Below are 23,485 nucleotides of genomic sequence, written 5' to 3'. Positions count from 1 at the left end.
AACGCTCAAGCAAGGGCGGATTTGGCGATTGGCTTTGAGTTTATGAGGCTGATCTGGAGACAGGGGCTCTACTGCGCGGGTTGAGCAGCAGGCAAAGACATACGATGACACCCCGCGAATTGACCTCGGTCCTGTGGGAGCGGGTTTACCCGCGATTGCTATGGTGAGCTCACTGATGCAATCGCGGGTGAACCCGCTCCCACAAGGTCCCTGCAAATCAAAGAGTCATTTTTTCCATGAGCGACAGTAGCGGGCACGATCATCAGGCTGTAACCCCCCGTCCCTATCCTGCTTTTCCCCCAGAATCCGCCGAAGACCAACAATGCATCCGGACCCAGCCAGCACCCGCCACTCCTTCATGATTCGCTCCGACAACATGAGCAGCGACGATTTCGGCGCCCTGTTCACGCGCATGTTCGGCGATCTGTACGCCGGCATGCCGCGCCCGGACCGGCAGGTCGCCATTGCCGGGGTCTACGGCCGCTATAACGGTGTGAGCGTGCGCAACCTGAGCTTTCGCGGCGACCTGCTCACCGGCCTGCCCGACGCCGAGGACGAGATCACCTTCGTTTTTCCCACCGCAGGACGCATCGTGTTCAGCCATTCCAGCGAGATCGTCGGCACGCCCCGGATCGGCCTTGCAGTGGAGAAAACCGCGGTCAGGTCAGTGAACTTCATCGACGGCCATTCCCAGTACGGCATGTCCATCCGCCGCTCGATCTTCGCCCGCCGCCTGTCGGTCCTGCTGGGCAAGCCCATTCTCCGGCCCATTCGTTTCCACTCCATGGTGGATCTGGCTGCGGACGCCTTCCAGGGCATCAAGGCCATCGTCGGCATGGCTACCGGCAACGCGTTCGACCAACTGATGACCGCCAGTTCGCTGATGCCCGGCCGTCTGCAGGAAATGCTGGTGGACTCGGTGCTGGAAGTCTGGCCGCACACCTACAGCGACGAACTGAAACGCCCGCAAGCGCTGATCGCCCCGCGCCATGTGAGACAGGCCATGGACTACATCCAGGCCCATCCCGACGCCTTGCCCAGCGGCCGCGAACTGGCCGAGCTCAGCAATATCAGCCTGCGTGCCTTGCAGGACGGCTTCCGTCGTTTCGTAGGTACCTCGATAGTGTCCTATCAGCGCCAGGTGCGCCTGCAACGGGCCCATGACGCCTTGACGCAGGATCCCTCCCGCTCGGTAAGCGAAATATCGCTGGCCTTGGGCTTCAGCAATGTCGGCCGCTTCTGCCAGTACTTCCAGAACGCCTACGGCATCAGTCCGGCCGACCTGCGCGACGGGTCTTGAAGCGGGTCAGAACTGGTAGCTGGCCTTCAGATTCCCGCTGACGCCATGACTGTCCCCGCCGGTGATAACGCCAAGATCAGCCCCCACGCTGAAATCGCCCTGGCTAGCCGTCAGGCTGAAACCGCCACTGAACTGGTCACGGCTGTCGAACGCCGCCCGCTGCTCGACATCCAGCCCCAGCAGATGGCCCTGGCTATCGACTTCATGGTTGCCCAGCGCATGCTCGTAACCTACGTCGAGCCCCGGCGTCAGTTGCCAGCCGGCGCCCAGTTCATGCGCTGCGAAGGTGGCCTTGACGTTGGCAAAGGCACTGCGCCGGGTTTCCTTCAACGCCTCCACCTGCAAGGCCAGTTCGCTGCCCTTCTCCTGGAAGCCATCGAGATCCACGCGGCTGACCCGCACCCCCAGGCTCGGCTCGACCGTGAGAGCCGACATCGGCAGCCGGTAGCCCAGTGCCAGGCTCGCGCCCGCCAAGGTGCCGTCGGTATCGCCCTTGGCCGCGCCGAGACCACCACCCAATTCCCGCTTGCTGTCGTAGTCCAGCCAGCCGCCACTCAACCCGGCTTCAAGGAAGAGGCCACGGTCCAGCGTGTCGAAGGCGAAACGCGCACCGGCCTTGATGAAGGTCAGGTCGGTATCCACATCACCACCCGCCGCCCCGACGCTGCCATTGCTGTAGCCAAAGCCGGCATGCGCACTGAGCTGCTCGGGGAAACGCTGGGTAATGCCGACCATCATTCCCCGGGTATGCTCGTTGCTGCTCGCTGCCCGCGAGGAACCATCGGTACCCTGGTATCCTGCCAGCGCCGTGGTCCACAAGCGGTACTGGCCGATCTTCAGATCGGTGCCGCTGGCATAGGGCGCCGCCGCGTTGTCCAGCAGCGCGCCCTGGCGCAGCAGGTAGCTGACCGCGTCGGCATGCACCTGCCCGCCCACGGTCGCTTCGACACCGCCGAGGGTGCCCGCATCGATCGCCGATTGCAGATAGTAGTTGTAAGCCGTGTAGTCCCCGGACAGGCTGCTGTTCTGCAATTGCGACAGTAGCCGAGCCCCCGCCGCCGAGTTGCCCAGCAGGTCGGCAGCCCCCGGCAGGCTGTTGTAGAACACCATTTTCCCACGCAGTACGTAGATGGTTTCCTGGGACAGGCCGAGGCCTTCCTTCAGGTAATTGTCCATGCTGCCGTATTCGGCGGTTACCTCGTCGAGGCCGGCTTGCAGGTAGCTGGCCTGCACACCGAGCAACGGCTCGTAGATCGCCGCCATGCTCGCCGGCAGTGCGGCCAGGGTGGCGGCGACACGGGCAGCGGTGTAGTCGTTGGTGGCCAGGTAGTTTTCCATGATGGTCGCGCTGTCCACCCCGGCGATGCTCAGCAATACGGCGGCGGTCCAGCCGGTGCGGTCCTTGCCCGCGGTGCAATGGAACAACGCGGCACCGTCGGCCGCAGCCAGTTCGTTGAACAATGCGCTGAATTGACTGCGCATACCGCTATCGCTGACGAAGGCGCGGTTGGTTTCCTCCATCATCGCCACGGCCTGGGCGGCGCTGGTGAAGGAAATGTTGGTCACGTTCGCGCCGGACGCGGTGCCGCCGATGATGTCGATGTTCTGGTACACCGCGCCGCTCGGCAGGGTGTCCGGGGTCGCGGCGATCTCGCTTGGGGTGCGCAGGTCGTAGACATTGGAAATGCCGAGGGTATTCAACGTAGCCAGGTCCGACGCCGTCGGGGTCAGGGCATTGGAGCGATAGAACACGCCCGAACGCATCGTGCCGTCATTGACCGTGGTGTAGGCCGTCGTAGTACCAGCGATATCGCGGAAGTTGTCGATACCGGTCAGGCGCGGGGTGTCGAGGTCGTAGGTCCCGGCGGCCTGGGCGGCGATGGACAGGCTGAGGGCGGACAGGGAAAACAGGACACGGAGCAACACGGCGTAGCCTCTTTCAGGGAAGTGAGGCGGCTACTATCTTCAGGGCGTTGTGACTGGATATTACAAAACCCCAGCACAGGAAAATGCCGGCGCGATCTGTCCGCATGCTGCGTTTTTCGTCCGTGATGGCTGCCCCGGACAATCAGCCAATCCTGCATATGCAGGACGTCCGGCTCGTCGGCGACAACCGAGAAGCCCTACACTCTATCCCGCGATGCAGACGGATACGTCTGTCATACAAAACCTATAACAAGGAGGCGAAATGCCTTACCCCTCCGGCCGTGCCGCCTTTGGCGCGGGCGTCCGTGCCTTGCTGCCCCTCACGCCCGGTGTCATCCCCTTTGGCCTGGTAACCGGTGTCATGGCGGTCAAGATGGGCATGAGCCCGACCATGGCCATCGGCATGACCCTGCTGTTCTATTCCGGCTCGGCCCAGATGGTTGCCCTGCAACTGATCCAGGGCGGCGTGCTGCCGGTGGCGATCGTCGCCACGGCGCTGATCATCAACCTGCGCTTCATCATGTACAGCGCCTCGCTGGCGCCCTATCTGCACGCGTTGCCACGGCGCTGGACCTGGCCGCTGTCGTACATGCTTTCCGACCAGGCCTACGCGCTGTGCGTCTTGAGACTGTCGTCCGGCGAGCTGGGGCGCTATGGCTATCACTACTACGCGGGCACGGCAGCGGCCATGTGGCTGGCATGGAACCTGGCGGTAGTGGCAGGCGTTTTCCTGGGTGGGAGCATTCCGGAAAGCTGGTCGCTTGGTTTCACCATTCCCCTGTCGTTCCTCGCCTTGCTGGTGCCTGGGATCCGCAATATCCCGGCGCTGGTGGCGGCCATCGTCGGCGGCGGGATTGCCGTGGCGGCGGTGGATCTGCCGTACAACCTCGGGCTGGTGACGGCGTCGATCGGCGGAGTGGTTGCAGGGGTGGTCACGGAAAGCCTGCGCAGGAAAGCGTCGCAAGCAGACTATCGAGCAGAAGGAGAAAGCCAATGAGCGACCTGGCCCTGTGGGGACTTTTCCTGGCCGTCGGGGTGGGGACCTTTGCCTTGCGCCTGTCCTTCGTCGAACTGTACGGCAACCTGCGGGTGCCGCCGCTGGTGAGCCGGGCCCTGGCCTATGTGCCGGCCAGTGTACTGGCGGCGCTGGTGCTGCCGGCGGTGGTGTATCCGGAAGGGCATGGCGATTTCGTGCTGGGCAATCCGCAGATTCCGGCGGCGGTGCTGGCGGCGCTGGTGGCGTGGAAAACCCGCAATACCGTGCTGACCCTGGCGGTGGGGATGGGGGCCTTGTGGGGGTTGAAGATGCTCATGCACTGAAGGCCCTCATCGCTGGCAAGCCCCCACAGGTACAGTGGTGATCCCTGTGGGAGCTGGCTTGCCAGCGATGAGGCCGTCAAAGTCACCGCACCAGTTTGATGCCCCCACCCGCCCCAAAACCAATCACTCTCCCCTTCCTGCCCCCTTCCAAACCACCTTCCTACAAACCCACAACCCCTTTACCCCGGCCACTCCAGTAATAATCTGACCACTTGGCCATGTTTTTGCTTTGCAAGCTGCTCAACACACTGATCCCCGAGCAGTCCCATGTCCGAATTCCCCTTGCGCCTGGAGCTACGCGCCATTACCAAGCGCTACCCCGGCACCCTGGCCAACGACCGCATCGACCTGCGTATCGGCGCCGGTGAAATCCATGCCCTGCTCGGCGAGAACGGCGCGGGCAAGAGCACCCTGATGAAGATCATCTACGGCGTCACCGCCCCCGACTCCGGCCAGGTGCTGTGGGAGGGCCAGCCCGTGCAGGTGCGCGATCCGGCCCAGGCCCGCCGGCTGGGAATCGGCATGGTGTTCCAGCATTTCTCCCTGTTCGAGACCCTGACCGTCGCACAGAACATTGCCCTGGCCCTGGGCCGCGAAGCGGGTACGCCAGGGCAACTGGCGCCGCGCATCCGCGAGGTCTCCCGGCGCTACGGCATGGGCCTGGAACCGGAGCGCCTGGTGCACAGCCTGTCCATCGGCGAGCGTCAGCGGGTCGAGATCGTTCGTTGCCTGATGCAGGACATCAAGCTGCTGATCCTCGACGAGCCGACCTCGGTGCTGACGCCCCAGGAAGTCGACGAGCTGTTCATCACCCTGCGCGCCCTGGCCGCCGAGGGCTGTTCGATCCTGTTCATCAGCCACAAGCTCAACGAGGTCCGCGCCCTTTGCCACAGCGCCACGGTGCTGCGCGGCGGCCGGGTCTCGGGGGATTGCGTACCCGCCGAATGCAGCGACCTGCAGCTGGCGCGGCTGATGGTCGGCGACGCCGAGGGCCTGGAGGCCAGCTACCCGAAAAGCGCAGGCCAGCTGCCGCGCCTGCGGGTAGACGACCTGACCTGGCGCAACAAGGACCCCTTCGGTACCTCCTTCGAACACCTGCGCCTTGAAGTGCGCAGCGGCGAGATCGTCGGTATCGCCGGGGTCGCCGGCAATGGCCAGGACGAGTTGCTGGCGCTGCTCAGCGGCGAAACCCGCCTGCCGGCCGGCGAGCGCGAACGCATCACCCTCGATAACCAGCCCATGGCCAACCTCTATCCCGACGCGCGTCGCGCCCTTGGCCTGGCCTTCGTTCCCGCCGAACGCCTCGGCCACGGCGCCGTGCCTGACATGAGCCTGGCCGACAACGCCCTGCTCACCGCCTTCCAGCAAGGCCTGGTCAATCGCGGTTTGATCCGTTCGGGCAAGGTGCTGGAGCTGGCCGAGCGGATCATCGAGCGCTTCGCAGTGAAGACGCCGGATGCCCAGACCACGGCGCGCAGCCTTTCCGGCGGCAACCTGCAGAAATTCATCCTTGGCCGCGAGATCCTGCAGAACCCGAAACTGCTGGTCGCCGCGCACCCGACCTGGGGCGTCGACGTCGGTGCCGCCGCGGCGATCCACCGTGCGCTGATCGCCCTGCGCGATGCCGGCGCGGCAATCCTGGTGATCTCTGAAGACCTCGACGAACTGTTCCAGATCAGCGACCGCATCGGCGCCCTGTGCAGCGGTCGCCTGTCGCCGCTCAAGGCCACCGCCGAAACCCATACCGTGGAGGTCGGCGGCTGGATGGCCGGCCAGTTCGACACCACGCAAGACGCTGCCTGACGAGAAGCCTGCCATGTTGCTATCCCTTGAACCCCGTACCCGGCAGTCCCGCGCCATGCTCCTGCTGTCGCCCCTGCTCGCCGGGCTGCTGACCCTGCTCAGCGGAGCGCTGCTGTTCAGCGCGCTCGGGCATGACCCGCTGCCAACCTTCCACACCCTGCTGATCGAGCCGGTCAGCGATCTCTATGGCCTCTCCGAACTGCTGCTCAAGGCCCTGCCGATCCTGCTCTGCGCCCTGGGCCTGGCGGTGGCCTACCAGGCACGGATCTGGAACATCGGCGCCGAAGGCCAGTTGCTGATGGGCGCTCTGGCCGGCAGTGCCCTGGCCATCCAGATCATCGACTGGGACAGCCGCTGGGCGCTGCTCTGGGTCCTGCTCGCCGGGACGCTCGCCGGGGCCTTGTGGGGAGCGCTCGCGGCGTGGCTGCGCACGCACTTCAACGCCAACGAGATCCTCACCACCATCATGCTCAACTACATCGCCCTGAACCTGCTGCTGTTCTTCGTCCACGGTCCGCTCAAGGATCCGGACGGCTTCAGCTTCCCGCAGTCGGCGATGTTCGGCGATGCCAGCCGCCTACCGGCGCTGTTCGAGGATGGCCGGGTGCATGTCGGCCTGTACTTCGTCCTGCTCGCCCTGGTGGCGGTGTGGGTGCTGCTGCACAAGAGCTTCCTGGGTTTCCAGATCAAGGTGCTCGGCCTCGACCAGCGCGCCGCCGGATTCGTCGGTTTCCGCGAGAAGCGCCTGGTCTGGCTGGCGTTGCTGATCAGTGGCGGCCTGGCCGGGCTGGCCGGGGTCAGCGAAGTCAGCGGACCGATCGGCCAACTGGTGCCGCAGGTGTCGCCAGGCTACGGCTATGCCGCCATTACCGTGGCCTTTCTCGGCCGCCTCAATCCCCTCGGCATCCTCGTCGCCGGGCTGCTGATGGCGCTGCTCTACCTGGGCGGTGAAAACGCGCAGATGAGCCTCAACCTGCCGCAGTCCCTGACCGGGCTGTTCCAGGGAATGATGCTGTTCTACCTGCTCGCCTGCGACGTGCTGATCCTTTACCGGCCGCGCCTCAAGCTTGGCAGGCGCCAGCCCGTGCGCCTGCCCGAACCGGCGAATGCCTGACTCCGACTGACTTTTCGTTTACCCGCGCCAATGGCGCGCGGGCTGAGGTTTCGATTATGGATCCCGATCTGCTTGGCAACATTCTCTACGCCATGGTGCGCTGCGGCACACCGCTGCTGCTGGTCGCCCTGGGCGAGCTGGTCTGCGAAAAGAGCGGCGTACTCAACCTGGGCCAGGAAGGCATGATGCTGTTCGGCGCGGTGGCGGGCTTCATCGCCGCCTTCGCCACCGGCAACCTGTGGCTCGGCGTCCTGATGGCCTGCCTGGCCGGCATGCTGCTGTCGGCGCTGTTCGCCCTGGTAGCGCTGGGCTGCCAGGCCAACCAGGTGGCAACCGGGCTGGCCCTGACCATCTTCGGCGTGGGCCTGTCGTCCTTCGTCGGCTCCGCCTGGGTCGGCAAGCCGCTGACCGGCTTCGAGCCGGTGGCGATCCCGCTGCTGTCGGAGCTGCCGATCGTGGGCCACATGTTGTTCAACCAGGATGTGCTGGTCTACCTGTCCTTCCTGCTCTTCATCCTGATCGCCTGGGTGCTGCTGAAAAGTCGTACCGGACTGGTGCTGCAGGCTGTCGGTGAAAACCCGGATGCCGCCAGTGCCATGGGCCTGCCCGTGCTGCGGGTAAGAACCCTGGCGGTGCTGTTCGGCGGCGCCATGGCCGGCTTGGCCGGTGGCTATCTGTCGCTCGCCTACACCCCGATGTGGGCCGAGAACATGACCGCCGGGCGTGGCTGGATCGCCCTCGCCCTGGTGGTGTTCGCCAGCTGGCGGGTGTTCCGCGTGCTGCTGGGGGCGTACCTGTTCGGCCTCGCCAGCATCCTGCACCTGGTGGCCCAGGGCATCGGCGTGAGCTTCCCGGCCAACCTGCTGGCGATGCTGCCCTATGTCGCGACCATCCTGGTGCTGGTGGTGCTGTCGCGGGATGCGATCAAGACCCGCTTGTATGCGCCGGTGTCGCTGGGGCAACCCTGGAAGGGTGGGCGCTGAATCTGATGGCCTCATCGCTGGCAAGCCAGCTCCCACAGGGAGGACACATTGTGGGAGCTGGCTTGCCAGCGATGAGGCCATCAGCAGCACTGCACTACTCAAGGGCACTTCACACCCCCTGATGCACCACCTCAGTTACGCCAAAGTCCCAGCAACCCCCGAAACACCATTTTTTGCCCACATGGTCAGCTTTTTGCACTGACGTTTTGCACTACCCAGAAAAGCCCGACACGGCCATTAGAAAAGACCCACAGGAGCCCCCCCCCGATGCAACAGAAGAAAAGCAAGAACCTGCTGCGCACCCTGGCCGCCGCCATCGGCCTGAGCACCGCACTGTCCGCCACCGCCGCCGATCCGTTGAAGGTCGGTTTCGTCTACATCGGCCCGATCGGCGACCACGGCTGGACCTACCAGCACGAACAGGGCCGCCAGGCGCTGATCAAGCAGTTCGGTGACAAGATCGACACCAGCTTCGTCGAGAACGTACCGGAAGGCGCCGACGCCGAGCGGGTCATCCGCAACATGGCCAAGGGCGGCTATGACCTGGTCTTCGCCACCTCCTTCGGCTACATAAACCCCACCGCCAAGGTCGCCAAGCAGTTCCCGAAAGTCACCTTCGAACACGCCACCGGCTACAAGCAGGACAAGAACCTTGGCACCTACCTGGCCACGTCCTATGAAGGCCGCTATGTCGGTGGTTACCTCGCGGCGAAGATGACCAAGACGAAAAAGATCGGCTACGTCGCTTCCTTCCCGATCCCGGAAGTGCTGCGCGACATCAACGCCATCCAGCTGGCCCTGGACAAGTACAACCCCGGCACCGAGATCAAGGTGGTGTGGGTCAACTCCTGGTTCGATCCGGGCAAGGAGGCGGACGCCGCCAACGCGCTGATCGACCAGGGCGTCGACGTGCTGTTCCAGCACACCGACAGCCCGGCACCGATCCAGACCGCCGAACGCCGTGGCGTCTATGCCGTGGGCTACGCCTCGGACATGGCCCACTTCGGCCCCAAAGCGGTACTGACCTCCATCGTCAACAACTGGGGCCCGCATTACATCAAGAGCACCCAGGCGGTCATGGACGGTACCTGGAAGTCGCAGGACTACTGGGGTGGCCTGGCCGACGGCACCGTCGAACTGCCGATCAGCGACCTGGTCCCGGCCGACGTGAAAAGCGGCGCCGAGCAGATCATCGCCAGCATCAAGGACGGCTCGTTCCACCCCTTCACCGGCCCGATCCTCGACCAGGCCGGCACCGTCAAGATCCCTGAAGGCAAGGTGGCCACCAATGCGGAACTGGCCGGCATGAACTACTACGTCAAAGGCATCACCGCGCAACTGCCGAAGTGATCGCCAGGCGGGAGCGCCGCTCCCGCCCGCCCATGTGCCGCCGTCCCTCCCATGAGAACCGCGCACAAGGCCGGCCCCGCCGGCCTCTTCGCTGCCTGGGTACGAGAAGACTCGCAGCACTGCGGACCACACCCTGGTGCGGTCCGTCCTTCCCGGAGCCATTCATGAACACCCTGCCGATCATCGACATCACCCCGCTGTACCAGGACGATCCCGCCGCCCGCCAGACCGTGGCCAGGCAGATCGACGCCGCCTGCCGGCAATGGGGTTTCTACTACATCAAGGGACACCCGATCGCAGCGTCACGCATCGCCGAACTCAAGGCCATCGCCGAGGACTTCTTCGCCCGCCCGGCCGAAGAGAAACTGCGGATCGACATCACCCAAAGCGCCCATCACCGCGGCTACGGCGCCATCGCCACCGAGCAGCTGGACCCAAGCCGCCCGAGCGACCTGAAGGAAACCTTCGACATGGGCTTCCACATGGACGCGCAGCACCCCGACGTGCTGGCGAAAAAACCGCTGCGCGGCCCCAACCGCCACCCGGATATCCCCGGCTGGGAAGCCCTGCTGCAACAGCATTACCAGGACATGCACCAGTTGTCCCTGACGCTGCTGCGGGCGATGGCCGAGGCGCTGGGCATCGAGGAGGATTTCTTCGACCGGCGTTTCGCCGAGCCGATCAGCGTGTTCCGCATGATCCACTACCCGCCGCGCCAGAGCGCCAGCAGCGCCGACCAGCAGGGCGCCGGGGCGCATACCGACTACGGCTGCGTGACCTTGCTGTACCAGGACAACGCGGGCGGCTTGCAGGTGCAGAGCCTGGACGGCGAATGGATCGACGCGCCGCCCATCGAGGGCACCTACGTGGTCAACATCGGCGACATGATGGCGCGCTGGAGCAATGACCGTTACAAGTCCACGCCGCATCGGGTGATCAGCCCGCTAGGGGTGGACCGCTACTCCATGCCGTTCTTCGCCGAGCCCCATCCGGATACGGAAATCAGCTGCCTGCCGAACTGTTCCGGCCAGGACAACCCGGCCCGCTACCCGGCCGTTTCGTGCAGCGCCTACATGCTCTCGCGCTTCGCCGATACCTACGCCTACCGCCGCGAGGAAGCCCAGGCCTGATCCGCAACCAGGCCCCGTGATGGCGCGACGACGCGCCATCCTGAAGCACCTTCGCCAGGCACGACGCCGCGCACCCCCTCGGTTGCGCGGCGTCGAGCTTTTACAGGCCGCGAAAAACGCCGGGCCGACGAAATTATTACGATTTCTGTCCATCTGGACAGGAATTGGCACCCTTCCTGCTCTATCGAGAAAGCCTGACCAACACGACAGGTTCACCCCTTGAAAAACACAAGAAATCAGGAGCTTTCGATGATCCGCACCACTACTTCCATGCTGCTGGCGGGCGGCGTGCTGGCAACCGGTCAGGCCCTGGCCGGCGACCTTCTGCTGTGGCAGGACAACAGCCTCACCTACCTCAACGGCATCGACTTCAAGGTCGATCCGCCGAAGCAGCAGACCGTCACCTTCGAGCACGCCAGCGGCTGGAGTTTCGGCGACCTGTTCTTCTTCGTCGACGGCATCAAGTACAACACCGAGGCCACCAACGGCGCGGGCGACGGCCACAGCTTCTACGGCGAGTTCAGCCCGCGCCTGTCGTTCGGCAAGATCACCGGCACCGACCTGTCGTTCGGCCTGATCAAGGACGTGCTGCTCTCGGCCACCTATGAATTCGGCGAGGACGATGTCGATACCTATCTGATCGGCCCCGCAGTGGACCTGAACATCCCCGGCTTCGATTACTTCCAGCTCAACACCTACCTGCGCACGCCGGATGGCAAGCGTGACGGCAAGGGGGTCTGGCAGATCACCCCGGTGTGGAGCTACACCGTGCCGGTGGGCAATTCCAACGTGGTCATCGACGGCTTCATCGACTGGGTGGTGGACAACGACAAGAGCTACCACGCCAACTTCCACTTCAACCCGCAGATCAAGTACGACCTGGCCAAGGCCATGGGCTGGGGCGAGAAGTTCTATGTCGGGGTGGAGTATGACTACTGGAGCGACAAGTACGGGATCAGCCACGACAGCTACCTGGGCAAGGAAGTGCTGGGCGGAACGAACCAGAGCGCGATCAGCCTGCTGGTGAAAGCGCACTTCTGAGGCCGGTCCGAAGAGAAGTTTTGCCCATACTGGCCTCATCGCCGGCAACGCCCCCATCCTGTGGGAGCTGGCTTGCCAGCGATGAGGCCGGCAGGCGCAATGATGTTGCCAGGACCGGCCAAATCGCTGGCAAGCCAGCTCCCACAGGGGTTCAACGGTGCCTGCTCACAGTGGCAACGCCCGCCCCTGGATCACCTGCTTCATCACCAGCGTCGAACTCAAGCGCTGCACGTTCGGCAAGCGTGCCAGATGCTCGTCGTAGAGCTGCTGGAATGCCGGCAGATCGCGGGTGACGATGCGCAGCATGTAGTCCGGGTCGCCGAACAGACGCTGGGCTTCGAGGATCTGTGGAATCTCCGGCAGCGCCGCCTCGAAGGCGTGCACCGCCTGCTGGTGCCCTTCACGCAAGGTCACGAAAACGATCGCGGCGAAATTGAGCCCCAGCTCGGTCGGCGACAGATACGCGCGATACCCCTGGATCACCCCCGACTCCTCCATCGCCCGCACCCGTCGATGACAGGGTGAAAGGCTGAGGCCGACCCGCTCGGCCAGTTCGGTCAGGGATTGCCGGCCATCCCGTTGCAGCTCGGCAAGAATCTTTCGATCAATACGGTCCATCAGGAAGGATCTTCCACGTTCAGGGCGAACCCGGAGGATATACGAAAGATAATTCCCGCAGCGCTTGCGTAGTCTTCTGAAGACATCTTCAGCGCAAATCCCGGGGGAGTTTCCGATGACTGTCAGTGTCCTGGCCGCCTTTTGGGCGGTGTCGTTTCTGTTCGTGATTACCCCGGGCGTGGACTGGGCCTATGTCATCTCCGCCGGAATCCGCGGACGCTGGGTGGTGCCGGCGGTGGCGGGATTACTGGCAGGGCATCTGCTGGCGACGCTGATCGTCGCGGCGGGCGCCGGAGCGCTATTGGCCAGCAACCCGGCGGCACTGTCGGTGATGACCCTGGTCGGCGCCGCGTACTTGCTGTGGATGGGTGTGAACATGCTATGGAAGCCTTCGACGCCCTCGGCCGGCGAGGACAAGGCGGAGTCATGGTCGCGCTGGGTGTTGCGCGGGTTCTGCGTCAGCGGGCTGAACCCCAAGGTGTTCCTGCTGTTCCTGGCGCTGCTGCCGCAGTTCACCGATCCGCTGTCCAGTTGGCCGGTGCCGGGCCAGATCCTCGCCCTGGGCCTGCTGCATCTGCTGAGCTGCGGGATCATCTACCTGCTGGTCGGCTACAGCGCTCGCAGCGTGTTGCAGGCCCGGCCGGCGGCGGCACGCAATGTCAGCCGCCTGTCCGGGCTGGCGATGATTGCCATCGCCGCCGTGCTGTTCGGCGAGCGGCTGCTCGCCTGACGCGCTCAGCCTTCCTTGGACAGCGGTACGCCGGGGCGCGACTTGGGCCCGCTCAGTCCCCAGGCGATCAGGCCGATCACCGGCACGAAGACCACGAAGACGATCCACATCATCTTGTTCTCGGCCCGCGCCGGGCTGCCGATGATGCGTTTGATGGCCCAGACCTCGAGCACCGCCAGCAACACCGCAAGGGTGATCCACAAATGTCCGTGTTCCATAGGCTGTCTCCCGTTTGGCTGTTTGCATTGGGCACGGCAGACGCCTCGGGGTTCATTCGGATTGCGGATCAGAAGCTCAGGCAGATCTTGCCGAAGTGCCGGTTGCTTTCCTGGTAACGGAACGCCTCGACGATCTGCTCCAGCTCGAACGCCTTGTCGATCACCGGGCGCAGGCCATTGGCATCGATCGCCCGGATCATCGCCTGCTGCTGCGCACGGCTGCCCACCAGCACGCCCTGCAAGCGGATCTGCCGGACCAGCGCCTGCACCAGCGGCAACTGCCCGGCGACACCGGTCAGGATGCCGATCAGCGAAACATGCCCGCCAATCCGCGCGGCGATCATGGATTGCTCCAGGGTCGCCGGGCCGCCTACTTCGATCACATGGTCCACGCCGCGGTTATCGGTCAGGGCGCGCACCTTCTCGCCCCAGTTCGGCGTGCTGCGGTAGTTGATCACCTCATCGGCGCCGAGGGTCTTCAGGCGCTCCAGCTTCTCGTCGCTGGACGACGTGGCGATCACCGTGGCGCCCGCCGCCTTGGCGAACTGCAGGGCGAAGATCGAGACGCCGCCGGTACCTTGCACCAGCACGGTATCGCCCGGCTTGAGCGAATCATCGGCCATCAACGCACGCCAGGCAGTAAGGCCGGCGGTGGTCAACGTCGAAGCCTCGGCATGGCTGTAGCCCTTGGGTGCGCGGGTGAAGGACGTGGCACGGGCGGTCACAAGCTCACGCGCATAGCCATCGATACCATCGCCCGGCACCGTGGCGAAGCCTTCCACCAGCGGCTCGCCATCGAGCCAACCAGGGAAGAATGTGCTGACCACCGAATCGCCCACGGCGAACTCGCTGACCCCCTCGCCCACCGCGATCACCTCGCCGGCGCCGTCGGCCATGGGAATGCGCGGTTCGCTCGGGCCCCACATGCCGCTGACCACGGCGAAATCGTGATAGTTGAGGGAGTTGGCGTGCAGGCGCACGGTGATCTCGCCGGCTGCCGGAGCCGCGGCGTCCGCGCTGCCCAGGCCGACCTTGTCGTAGCCGCCGCCGGGTTGAACGTAAATGGCTTTGCTCATGGGGTTCTCCTGGGAGTAGGTGGTGGTCTCCCGGGCCCTATCGCTGGCAAGCCAGCTCCCACAGGGTCGGCGGTGCACGCGGTCCTGTGGGAGCTGGCTTGCCAGCGATGAGGCCGGAAAGACCTCGGAAAATCTCAGTGTCCGAGCAGGACCCGCAACGCCCGGCAATCCGCCGCATGCCAGTCCGCCAGTTCCGGCCAGGGATTGTCCGGCAGGTTCACCAGCACCGTGCGTGTACCCGCCGCGCGGCCACAGTCCAGATCGAAACGATAGTCGCCGACCATCACCATGTCAGCCGGCTGCACCGCCCAGGCCTCGGCCAGTTTCAGCAGGCCGCCCGGATGCGGCTTGGGCGGCGCTTCATCACGCCCCAGCACGCTGTCCACCGGGAAGCAGTCCGCCACGCCGATGGCTTCCAGCGTCACATGGGCCAGTTCTCGCGCATTGCGGGTCAGGATGCCCAGTTGATAGCCACGCCCGGCCAGTTCCCGCACCAGTTCCACCGCCCCTTCCGCAGGTTTCGAGGCAATCGCCAGGTCGCGCTCGTGCTCCAGCAGCCAGGCATGCTTGGCCTGCGCTTCTTCGGCAGGCAAGGCGGCAAGGTGAGTGAGGATGTCGTCCTCCGGCGGAATGCCCAGCGCTTGGCGAATCGCGGCGAAGTCATGCACGGCCACGGTCAGGGTGCCGTCCATGTCGAACACCCAGTGGCGAATGTCCTTGAGGCTCATGCCCAGTCCTTGCGGTGACGGATCAGCCCTTCCTGGCAGGACGAGGCCACCAATTGCCCGGCGCGGTTGAAGATGCTGCCCCGGGAGAAACCGCGGCCATTGCCGGCCCAGGGGCTGTCCATCGCATACAGCAGCCACTCGTCCGCGCGCAGGTTGCCGTGGAACCACAGGGCGTGGTCGAGGCTGGCGATCTGCATGTCCTTGTGCCACACCGACTTGCCATGGGGCATCAGCGAAGTGGTCAGCAGGCCGAAATCGGAGGCGTAGGCCAGCATGTACTTATGCAACGCCTGGGAGTCCGGCAGGGTACCGTCGGCGCGGAACCAGGCGTACTTCACCGGGTCGCCGGGCTTGGGATTGAACGGGTCCTTCTCGGTGACCGGACGCACTTCGATTGGCTTGGCACACAACAGCTTGTCGCGGATGTGTTCCGGCAGCCGGTCGGCCACGGAGCGCGCCAGCTCGACTTCCGACGGCAGGTTTTCCGGGCCCACCACCTCGGGCATCTGGCCCTGATGCGCAAAGCCTTCCTCGTCGTACTGGAACGAGGCGCTGCAAGTGAAGATCGGATGGCCCTTCTGAATCGCAGTGACGCGCCGGGTGCTGAAGCTGCCGCCGTCACGCACGCGGTCTACCGAGTAGACCACCGGCATGCTGGCATCCCCCGGACGCAGGAAGTAGCCATGCAGGGAATGCACGTGGCGCGCTTCCTCGACCGTCTGGCTCGCCGCCGAAAGCGACTGGCCGAGTACCTGGCCGCCATAGAGCTGGCGGAAGCCCAGGTCCTGGCTACGACCGCGGAAGAGGTTTTCCTCGATCGCTTCCAGACTCAACAGATCGACCAGATCGTCCAACACATGGCTCATTCGAGATTCTCCAAAGCAAGGCCCAGGCGGCAAATGATACAGGGTTTGTCCAAATATTCGCGGGTTCAGCCGCGCAAGGTGGCCTGCCATTGGGCCCGGTCGATGCGGTACAGCACGTGGGGCCGCAGCGGGTGGCCGGGTTCGAGTTTCGGGTGCTCGAAGTCGCCGGCGGGGTCAGCCTGCATGCCGATGGCCTGCATGACCTTCTGCGAAGCGAGGTTCTCGCGGGTGGTGAACGACACCACTTCCTCCAGGCCGAGCTGGGCGAAGGCGCAGCGCAGGCAGGTCCAGGCCGCCTCGCTGGCGAAGCCCAGGCCCCAATGGCGACGGGCCAGGCGCCAGCTGATCTCCACAGCCGGGGTGAAAGCGGCGTCGAAGCCAACGTTGAGCAGGCCGGTCATGCCGATGAAGGCCCCGGTGTCCTTGCGCTCCAGCGCCCACAAGCCATAGCCGTACTCGGCGAAATGACCGCGGATCCTGCCGATCAGCGCGGCACTTTCCAGCCGGCTCAGGGGTGCGGGGAAATAGCGCATCACCTGCGGGTCGGCGCACAGCGCAGCGAATTCCTTGAGGTCGTCGTCCTGCCATTGGCGCAGCACCAGGCGCGCGCTTTCCAGCTCGAGAATCTGCGTCATCGATGGCTCCAGGGTCCATGGCCTCGCAGTCTACAGCGTAGGCAGGCAATGCTGGCTACGCCCGGCCCTCATCGGGCAAGATCACCCGGTACCCATCGCCGGACCCGCCATGCGCCTGCCTCTTGTTTACCACGATGACTACAGTCCGGAATTCCCCGCCGGGCACCGCTTCCCGATGGACAAGTTCCGCCTGCTGCACGACCACCTGATCGCCAGCGGCCTGACGACCGACGCGGAGCTGCATCGCCCGGACATCTGTCCCAACGACATCCTCGCCCTGGCCCATGATCGCGCCTATATCGAGCGCTACATGAACGGCGAACTGTCCCGCGAGGACCAGCGTCGCCTTGGCCTGCCCTGGAGCGAGGCGCTGGCCCGGCGCACCGTGCGCGCGGTGGGCGGTTCGCTGCTGGCCGCCGAACTGGCGCTGCAGCACGGCATCGCCTGCCACCTGGCCGGCGGCACCCACCATGCCCATTACGATCATCCGGCAGGCTTCTGCATCTTCAACGACCTGGCGGTGATCAGCCATTACCTGCTGGAAGCCGGAAGGGTGCACCGCGTGCTGATCTTCGATTGCGACGTGCACCAGGGCGACGGCACGGCGCGGATCCTCGAACACACCGCGGACGCGATCACCGTATCCCTGCACTGCGAACAGAACTTCCCGGTCCGCAAGGCCCGCAGCGACTGGGATATCCCACTGCACCGGGGCATGGGCGATAGCGAATACCTGAAGATCGTCGACGACGCCCTGAACTACCTGCTGCCGCTGTACCAGCCAGACCTGGTGCTGTACGACGCCGGGGTCGATGTGCACAAGGACGACGCCCTCGGCTATTTGCAACTGACCGATGCCGGCGTCGCCGCCCGTGATACCTGCGTACTGCGTCACTGCCTGGGCCGGGATATCCCGGTGGTCGGAGTGATCGGCGGCGGCTACAGCAAGGACCGCGAAGCCCTGGCCCGACGCCACGGCATCCTCCATCACAGCGCGCAACGGGTGCTGGATTACCCACAATGACTGTGGAACCGCTTGTGGATAACCTGCGGGAAAGCCGTTCCGCCCCCGTGAAACCGGGGCTGCGCGGCGCTTGATCGTTTTTTGTACAGTGCCCTGCCCGCCTCGCCTCGGGTAGAATGCGCGGCCTACTTATCCCCAGCCTGCCGCCACCATGACCGATTCCCGCACTACCGCCCCTGCCCACGTCGCCATTATCGGCGGCGGCCCCGCCGGCCTGATGGCGGCCGAAGTCCTGGCCCTGGCCGGGGTCCGGGTCGATCTGTACGACGCCATGCCTTCGGTGGGGCGCAAGTTCCTTCTGGCCGGGGTGGGCGGGATGAATATCACCCACTCCGAAGCGTACCCGGATTTCGTCTCCCGCTATGCCGAGCGCAGCGGCGAGATCGGCGCGTTGCTGCAGGGCTTCGATGCCGATGCCTTGCGGGAGTGGATCCATGGGTTGGGGATAACTACCTTCGTCGGTACGTCGGGTCGGGTTTTTCCCACCGACATGAAGGCCGCACCGCTATTGCGTGCCTGGCTCAAGCGCCTGCGCGACGCCGGAGTAGTTATCCACACGCGCCACCGCTGGCTCGGATGGAACGACGAAGGCGCGCTGCGGATTGGTTATCCACAGGGTGAACTGGCGATCCGGCCTGACGCCACGATCCTCGCCCTCGGCGGCGGCAGCTGGGCACGCCTGGGCTCGGACGGCGCCTGGCTACCCTGGCTGACCGAACGGGGCGTGGACATCGCCCCATTGCAGGCGGCCAACAGCGGCTTCGAAGTCGCGGCCTGGAGCGATCTGCTCAAGCAGAAATTCGCTGGCGCACCGTTGAAGAACATCGCCTTGAGCCTGCCGGGACAGGCACCGCGACTGGGCGAGTTCGTCCTGACCGAAGGCGGGGTGGAAGGCAGCCTGGTCTATGCCTGGTCGGCGCAGGTTCGCGAAACCATCAACCGTGACGGCCACGCGACGCTATTGCTGGACCTGCTGCCGAACAAGGCTATGGACAAGATTGCTGCTGCGTTGAGCAAGCCGCGTGGGTCGCGGTCGATGGCGAAACATCTTCACGGGCAACTGGGGCTAGACGGGGTGAAGGCCTCGCTGCTGCGCGAGCTGACCGGCCCGGAGGTATTCGCCGATCCGCGGAAGCTGGCGGCGGCGATCAAGGCCCTGCCCATCGTACTGGTGCGTGCGCGACCGCTGGATGAGGCGATCAGTACCGCTGGCGGGGTGCGCTTCGAGGCGATGGACGAAGGCTTGATGCTCAAGCGGGTGCCAGGGGTGTTCTGTGCCGGGGAGATGCTGGACTGGGAGGCGCCCACCGGGGGGTATCTGCTGACGGCTTGTTTTGCCAGTGGCAAGAGGGCCGGGTTGGCGGCGCTGGAGTGGCTTGGCAGGGATTGATGGGTTGCCTTCACTGGCCCTATCGCTGGCAAGCCAGCTCCCACAGGCTCACCACTGGCTTCAAGAGCGCCGCGGTACCTGTGGGAGCTGGCTTGCCAGCGATTAGGCCATTACAGGCGACAGAAGACCTCAGGGCTTGCGCTTTTTCGGCCCGGTATTGAACGACGGTACCTTGCGCACCGCCTTGGCCGGCGCCACCGGTGCGTCGCCACTGTCCATCCAGCGTCCCAGGCTGCCCTTGGCTCCGCCCGCCTTGGGCTTCTTCGGCTTTTTCGGCTTCTTCAGGATCTGCCCGCTGGCATCGGTCACCGGCACCCGATGATCCGGCTCGAAGCCCGGCTCGTCATGGCGCGGCAGGGTCTTGCGGGTCAGGGTCTCGATCGCCGAGAGCAACTGCACCTCGTCGGCACATACCAGGGAAATCGCTTCACCGGTATTTCCCGCCCGGCCAGTACGACCGATACGGTGGACATAGTCCTCGGCCACGATCGGCAGGTCGAAGTTGACCACCAGCGGCAAATCATCGATATCCAGCCCCCGCGCCGCCACGTCGGTGGCCACCAGGATCTGCACTTCCCGCGCCTTGAAGCTGTCCAGCGCACGCTGGCGGGTCGCTTGCGGACGGTCACCGTGGATGCCGTCGGCATTGATGCCCATGCCCAGCAGACGCTCGACCAACTGGTCCACGCCGTTGCGGGTCTTGGCGAACACCAGCACCTGGCTCCAGCGCTGCTTGCGCAGCAGATGGCAGAACAGTTCGGCCTTGCGCTTTTTATCCACAGTGACGATCCACTGCTTCACCGTGCTCGCCGTGACATTGCGCGGGCTGACTTCGACGCTCAGCGGATTGGCGAGCATCTGCCCGGCCATCAGGCGGATCTCGTCGGAGAAGGTGGCGGAGAACAGCAGGGTCTGGCGCTTGACCGGCAAGGCGGCGTAGATCGAACGCAGTTCCTCGGCAAAACCGAGGTCGAGCATGCGGTCGGCTTCGTCCAGCACCAGGGCCTGGAGCTGGTTGAACTTCACCGCGTTCTGGCGGAACAGGTCGAGCAGGCGGCCCGGGGTCGCCACCAGCAGGTCGATACCCTTGCGCAGCTTCATCATCTGCGGGTTGATGCTGACCCCGCCGTACACCGCGTAGGTGCGCAGCGGCAGGTGCTCGGCGTATTCGCGGATGTTCGCGTGAACCTGCTCGGCCAGTTCGCGGGTCGGCACCAGCACCAGGGCGCGCACCGAGTTGGCGGCGACCTGGGCGCCTTCGAGGGTCAGGCGCTGCAGCAGCGGCAAGGCGAAACCGGCAGTCTTGCCGGTGCCGGTCTGGGCTGCGGCCATCAGGTCGCGGCCGGCCAATACGGCCGGGATCGCCTGGGCCTGGACCGGCGTCGGGGTGTTGTAGTTCAGGCCGTCGAGGGCGCGCAGCAGCGGTTCGATCAGGCCGAGTTTGGCGAATGTCATGGAAATACCGTCAGGGGCTTCGTGCAATGGCGCGAAGTCTACCCTGTTCGGCGCCGGATCACCGAGTCCCGGACATCTCGCCCTCGACCACCGGCACCTGCGGCGTCTTGCGCCACTGCGGAATACCGATCAGCACCACGGCGCCGATGATCACCGCCATGGCCAGGCATTCCTCGGCGCCGATCTCTTCACCGGCGAACAGGATCCCCAGCAATACCGCCACCGCCGGGTTGACGTAGGCATAGCTGGTGGCAGCCGCCGGGCGCACATGCTTGAGCAGGTACATGTAGGCGCTGAAGGCGATGATCGAACCGAACACCACCAGGTAGGCCAGCGCGCCCCAGCCAGCGGCGCTGGGCATATGGGTCAGGCGCTCGCCGCTGAAGAAACTGCCGGCCAGCAGGACAACACCGCCCACCAGCATTTCCGCCGCACTGGCCATCGGCCCCTGAGGCAGCGGCAGGCTCTTGCTCCACACCGAACCGAAGGCCCAGGACGCAGCGGCAAACAGGATCAGCGCCGCGCCCATCGGGCTGGCCTGGAGGTTGGAGCCCAGGTTGAGCAAGGCGATACCGACCAGCCCCAGGAAGATCCCGGCCCATTCCAGACGGGTATTGCGATGGCCCCAGAACAGGCCGAAAAGCAAGGTGAACAGCGGCACGGTGGCGACCGCCAGCGCGGCCACACCCGAGGCGACCCCGGCATGCTCGGCCACCGTCACGCCGCCGTTGCCGCAACTGAGCAGGAGGAAACCGATTGCCCCTGCGGCCTTCCATTGCTGCCAGGTCGGCGCCGGCACCCCGCGCCAGCGCAGGAAGCCGTACATCACTCCGCCGGCAATGATGAAGCGCAATCCCGCCATCAGCATCGGCGGCCAGGACTCCACACCGATGCGAATGGCCAGGTAGGTGGAGCCCCAGACCAGGTACAGGGCGAGGAAGGCACCGATCAACATCCAGGGAGAACGACGGGAGGCAGGCATGGAAAGCTCGTATTCGAGTAGTTGTGGCGCTATTTTAAAAAGCTTCACCGGCAAAATTAAGTTTCAAAAAACGCTTATCAGGCACCTGGACTTTCGAAAAAACGGATCTACCAGGCCTTTTCCTTCTTTTTCACAAGATGCCCATGGACAAATACGATCGCATGCTTCTCGCCGCCCTTCTCGACAACGGCCGCGCCTCCTTCGCCCAGCTCGCACGCACGGTCAACCTGTCTGCGCCGGCAGTCGCGGAACGTGTGGCGAAACTCGAGGCCAGCGGAGTAATCACCGGCTACCAGGCGAAAGTGGACATGAGCAAGATCGGCCTGCCGATCCAGTGCGTGATCGAACTGCGCCTGGCCAGCCACGGCAACCAGCAGGCCTATGAGGCGCTGACGCAGATTCCCCAGCTCACCGAATGCCACCGGGTGACCGGTGATCCGTGCGTGATCATGCAGGCAGCGGTGGGCTCGATGCCGGAGCTGGAAGAGTTGATCAACCGGGTGGCGCAGTTCGGCTTCAGCAAGACTTCGATTATCCTCTCCAGCGCCGTGGAGCGGCGGGTGCCCCTGGCGCAGTTGGAGAAGAAGGCCTAGCGGTATCTGACCAGGGTTTCGCGGATCTTCGCGGCGGGGACTTTCTGCAGGCGGCACAGGAAGGCGTGGGACAGCTCCTGGATACCGTGGGTCTGGCGCAGTTCACCGACCAGGTGTTGCAGCAGGTTCGCGGCCATCTCGGCGTCGGCCATGGCCCGGTGCGCGGTGCCGGTGTCAGGCAGGCCCGCCCAGCGGGTCAGGGTACCGAGCTTGTGGTTCGGTGCCGCCGGCAGCAGGCGCCGCGACAACAGCAAGGAACAGGCGAAGGATTGGCTGCGGTTGCGGCCGATGCGACTCAGTTCGTAGTCCCAGAATTTCTGGTCGAAGGCCGCATTGTGCGCCAGCAATGGGGTGTCACCGACGAACTCGGCCACTTCGTTCATCACCCGGTCCACCGGTGGCGCGCTGCGCAGCATGGCGGTGGTGATGCCGGTCAGCCCGGCGACGAAGGCAGGCACCGGCACGCCGGCGTTCATCAGGCTCTGGTAGCGTTCGACGATGCATCCGCGCTCGAGCATCACCACTGCCACCTCGGTGGCGCGGCAGCCGGCGCCAGGGGTGATGCCGGTGGTTTCAAAGTCGATGACAGCGATACGTTCCACGAAAAAACCTCAGTGTTTAAGCAGCAGCGCGCCTTCGATGGGCACATAGCGGGACGCGGCGCGGATCAGCGAATGGGCGGTCAGGCCGGGGACGCCATAGGCCACCGCCTCGACGCCATGGCGCTGGATCACCCGCTCCAGGAGCAGGTCGAAATCACCGTCACCGGAAGCCAGCACCACCCGGTCGACCCGGGGCGCGGCGTCCACCACATCGAGGGTGATGCCCACGTCCCAGTCGCCCTTGGCCGAGCCGTCGGCACGCTGGATGTAGGGCTTGAGCTTCACGGTGAAACCGAGGTTGCGCAGGATCTGCTGGAACTGCTGCTGCTTGGCGTCGCCACGGTCGATGGCGTAGGCAATGGCCTCGACGATCTCGCCGTCACGGCTCACGTCCTTCCAGAAAGCGGCGTAGTTGAAATGGCAGCCATAGGCCTGGCGCACGGTGTAGTAGAGGTTCTGGACATCGACGAACAACGCGATTTTCTTCACTGAACCCCTCCTTCGAGACCGGGCCTTGGGTGGCAAAGGGAGGGAGTATGACATGCCGGGGGGCTTGCAGTGGATTCGAGGGCCTCATCGCTGGCAAGCCAGCTCCCACAGG

At 64.9% G+C, this 23,485-nt stretch carries 24 protein-coding genes; 13 read left to right on the top strand and 11 right to left on the bottom strand.

Going from position 1 to position 23,485, the window contains the following annotated elements; all coding sequences use genetic code 11:
* Positions 1-322: 322 nt before the first annotated feature.
* Positions 323-1,300, top strand: a complete 978-nt coding sequence (locus N7650_RS18720; RefSeq protein WP_279899502.1) for an AraC family transcriptional regulator — start codon at positions 323-325, stop codon at positions 1,298-1,300.
* A 6-nt stretch (positions 1,301-1,306) separates the two neighbouring features.
* Here the strand turns inward: N7650_RS18720 and N7650_RS18715 are convergent, their stop codons facing one another.
* Entirely contained in the window at positions 1,307-3,226 is a 1,920-nt protein-coding gene (locus N7650_RS18715) for a tyrosine-protein phosphatase (protein ID WP_279899500.1), read from the bottom strand.
* Between the two features lie 262 nt (positions 3,227-3,488).
* Here N7650_RS18715 and N7650_RS18710 point away from each other — a divergent pair, with 262 nt between their 5' ends.
* The 8 genes from N7650_RS18710 (at position 3,489) to N7650_RS18675 (ending at position 11,967) form a co-directional block, all read left to right on the top strand.
* Entirely contained in the window at positions 3,489-4,223 is a 735-nt protein-coding gene (locus N7650_RS18710; RefSeq protein WP_009394849.1) for an AzlC family ABC transporter permease, read from the top strand.
* Positions 4,220-4,546 carry an AzlD domain-containing protein gene (locus N7650_RS18705; protein ID WP_009394850.1) on the top strand — a complete coding sequence of 109 codons (327 nt, stop codon included), beginning with the start codon at positions 4,220-4,222 and terminating at the stop codon, positions 4,544-4,546. Before N7650_RS18710 ends, N7650_RS18705 begins: the two co-directional genes overlap by 4 nt.
* Positions 4,547-4,813: 267 nt before the next feature.
* Complete coding sequence (locus N7650_RS18700) at positions 4,814-6,349, top strand: ABC transporter ATP-binding protein (RefSeq protein WP_279899499.1); 1,536 nt, start codon at positions 4,814-4,816, stop codon at positions 6,347-6,349.
* A gap of 13 nt (positions 6,350-6,362) precedes the next feature.
* Complete coding sequence (locus N7650_RS18695) at positions 6,363-7,463, top strand: ABC transporter permease (protein WP_037058604.1); 1,101 nt, start codon at positions 6,363-6,365, stop codon at positions 7,461-7,463.
* Between the two features lie 56 nt (positions 7,464-7,519).
* Positions 7,520-8,446 carry an ABC transporter permease gene (locus tag N7650_RS18690; RefSeq protein WP_009394853.1) on the top strand — a complete coding sequence of 309 codons (927 nt, stop codon included), beginning with the start codon at positions 7,520-7,522 and terminating at the stop codon, positions 8,444-8,446.
* A 267-nt stretch (positions 8,447-8,713) separates the two neighbouring features.
* The gene (locus N7650_RS18685; protein ID WP_279899497.1) at positions 8,714-9,796 is read left to right on the top strand and encodes a BMP family ABC transporter substrate-binding protein; all 1,083 of its coding nucleotides are present in this window, start codon (positions 8,714-8,716) and stop codon (positions 9,794-9,796) included.
* 164 nt (positions 9,797-9,960) lie between these two features.
* Positions 9,961-10,926, top strand: coding sequence for a 2-oxoglutarate and iron-dependent oxygenase domain-containing protein (locus N7650_RS18680; RefSeq protein WP_279899496.1), 966 nt, complete (start codon positions 9,961-9,963; stop codon positions 10,924-10,926).
* 249 nt (positions 10,927-11,175) lie between these two features.
* Positions 11,176-11,967: an outer membrane protein OmpK gene (locus N7650_RS18675; RefSeq protein WP_279899494.1), complete on the top strand. Its 792-nt coding sequence runs from the start codon at positions 11,176-11,178 to the stop codon at positions 11,965-11,967.
* A 165-nt stretch (positions 11,968-12,132) separates the two neighbouring features.
* On the opposite strand, the gene N7650_RS18670 is transcribed toward N7650_RS18675, so the two are convergent.
* Positions 12,133-12,585 carry an Lrp/AsnC family transcriptional regulator gene (locus tag N7650_RS18670; protein ID WP_009394857.1) on the bottom strand — a complete coding sequence of 151 codons (453 nt, stop codon included), beginning with the start codon at positions 12,583-12,585 and terminating at the stop codon, positions 12,133-12,135.
* A gap of 115 nt (positions 12,586-12,700) precedes the next feature.
* On the opposite strand from N7650_RS18670, the gene N7650_RS18665 reads away from it, so the two are divergent.
* Positions 12,701-13,315, top strand: coding sequence for a LysE family translocator (locus tag N7650_RS18665; protein ID WP_064302013.1), 615 nt, complete (start codon positions 12,701-12,703; stop codon positions 13,313-13,315).
* A gap of 5 nt (positions 13,316-13,320) precedes the next feature.
* Here the strand turns inward: N7650_RS18665 and N7650_RS18660 are convergent, their stop codons facing one another.
* The 5 genes from N7650_RS18660 to N7650_RS18640 form a co-directional block, all read right to left on the bottom strand.
* A complete protein-coding gene (locus N7650_RS18660) occupies positions 13,321-13,533 on the bottom strand; it encodes a PLDc N-terminal domain-containing protein (protein WP_009394859.1) in 213 nt (70 codons plus the stop codon).
* A 68-nt stretch (positions 13,534-13,601) separates the two neighbouring features.
* Positions 13,602-14,609, bottom strand: coding sequence for an NAD(P)-dependent alcohol dehydrogenase (locus tag N7650_RS18655; protein ID WP_279899491.1), 1,008 nt, complete (start codon positions 14,607-14,609; stop codon positions 13,602-13,604).
* A gap of 134 nt (positions 14,610-14,743) precedes the next feature.
* Positions 14,744-15,337 (bottom strand): HAD family hydrolase, encoded by a 594-nt coding sequence (locus N7650_RS18650; protein ID WP_009394881.1) that lies wholly within the window; start codon positions 15,335-15,337, stop codon positions 14,744-14,746.
* Positions 15,334-16,203, bottom strand: coding sequence for an acyl-CoA thioesterase II (gene tesB, locus N7650_RS18645; protein WP_009394882.1), 870 nt, complete (start codon positions 16,201-16,203; stop codon positions 15,334-15,336). The genes N7650_RS18650 and tesB overlap by 4 nt, the downstream gene beginning before the upstream one ends.
* Before the next feature lie 65 nt (positions 16,204-16,268).
* Positions 16,269-16,838, bottom strand: coding sequence for a GNAT family N-acetyltransferase (locus tag N7650_RS18640; RefSeq protein ID WP_009394883.1), 570 nt, complete (start codon positions 16,836-16,838; stop codon positions 16,269-16,271).
* A gap of 109 nt (positions 16,839-16,947) precedes the next feature.
* Between N7650_RS18640 and N7650_RS18635 the strand changes: the two genes are divergently transcribed.
* Both N7650_RS18635 and N7650_RS18630 read left to right on the top strand, forming a co-directional pair.
* On the top strand, positions 16,948-17,862 hold the full coding sequence (locus tag N7650_RS18635) for a histone deacetylase (RefSeq protein ID WP_009394884.1): 915 nt from the start codon (positions 16,948-16,950) through the stop codon (positions 17,860-17,862).
* 151 nt (positions 17,863-18,013) lie between these two features.
* The gene (locus N7650_RS18630; protein WP_279899488.1) at positions 18,014-19,252 is read left to right on the top strand and encodes a TIGR03862 family flavoprotein; all 1,239 of its coding nucleotides are present in this window, start codon (positions 18,014-18,016) and stop codon (positions 19,250-19,252) included.
* A gap of 129 nt (positions 19,253-19,381) precedes the next feature.
* Here N7650_RS18630 and N7650_RS18625 read toward each other — a convergent pair whose 3' ends face one another.
* Positions 19,382-20,707, bottom strand: coding sequence for a DEAD/DEAH box helicase (locus N7650_RS18625; protein WP_009394895.1), 1,326 nt, complete (start codon positions 20,705-20,707; stop codon positions 19,382-19,384).
* 58 nt (positions 20,708-20,765) lie between these two features.
* A complete protein-coding gene (gene yedA, locus N7650_RS18620; RefSeq protein ID WP_037058608.1) occupies positions 20,766-21,689 on the bottom strand; it encodes a drug/metabolite exporter YedA in 924 nt (307 codons plus the stop codon).
* Positions 21,690-21,832: 143 nt separating this feature from the next.
* On the opposite strand from yedA, the gene N7650_RS18615 reads away from it, so the two are divergent.
* On the top strand, positions 21,833-22,282 hold the full coding sequence (locus N7650_RS18615; RefSeq protein ID WP_009394899.1) for an Lrp/AsnC family transcriptional regulator: 450 nt from the start codon (positions 21,833-21,835) through the stop codon (positions 22,280-22,282).
* On the opposite strand, the gene N7650_RS18610 is transcribed toward N7650_RS18615, so the two are convergent.
* Both N7650_RS18610 and N7650_RS18605 read right to left on the bottom strand, forming a co-directional pair.
* Positions 22,279-22,884 (bottom strand): 3'-5' exonuclease, encoded by a 606-nt coding sequence (locus N7650_RS18610; protein WP_009394902.1) that lies wholly within the window; start codon positions 22,882-22,884, stop codon positions 22,279-22,281. The genes N7650_RS18615 and N7650_RS18610 overlap by 4 nt on opposite strands.
* A 9-nt stretch (positions 22,885-22,893) precedes the next feature.
* Complete coding sequence (locus N7650_RS18605) at positions 22,894-23,427, bottom strand: NYN domain-containing protein (RefSeq protein ID WP_279899485.1); 534 nt, start codon at positions 23,425-23,427, stop codon at positions 22,894-22,896.
* Positions 23,428-23,485: the final 58 nt, after the last annotated feature.

It is taken from the genome of Pseudomonas sp. GD04058, from assembly GCF_029836855.1.
Lineage (GTDB): Bacteria > Pseudomonadota > Gammaproteobacteria > Pseudomonadales > Pseudomonadaceae > Aquipseudomonas > Aquipseudomonas bharatica.
The sequence above is the reverse complement of the archived record's forward strand: the minus strand, read 5'-3'. Positions and strand labels throughout refer to the sequence as shown.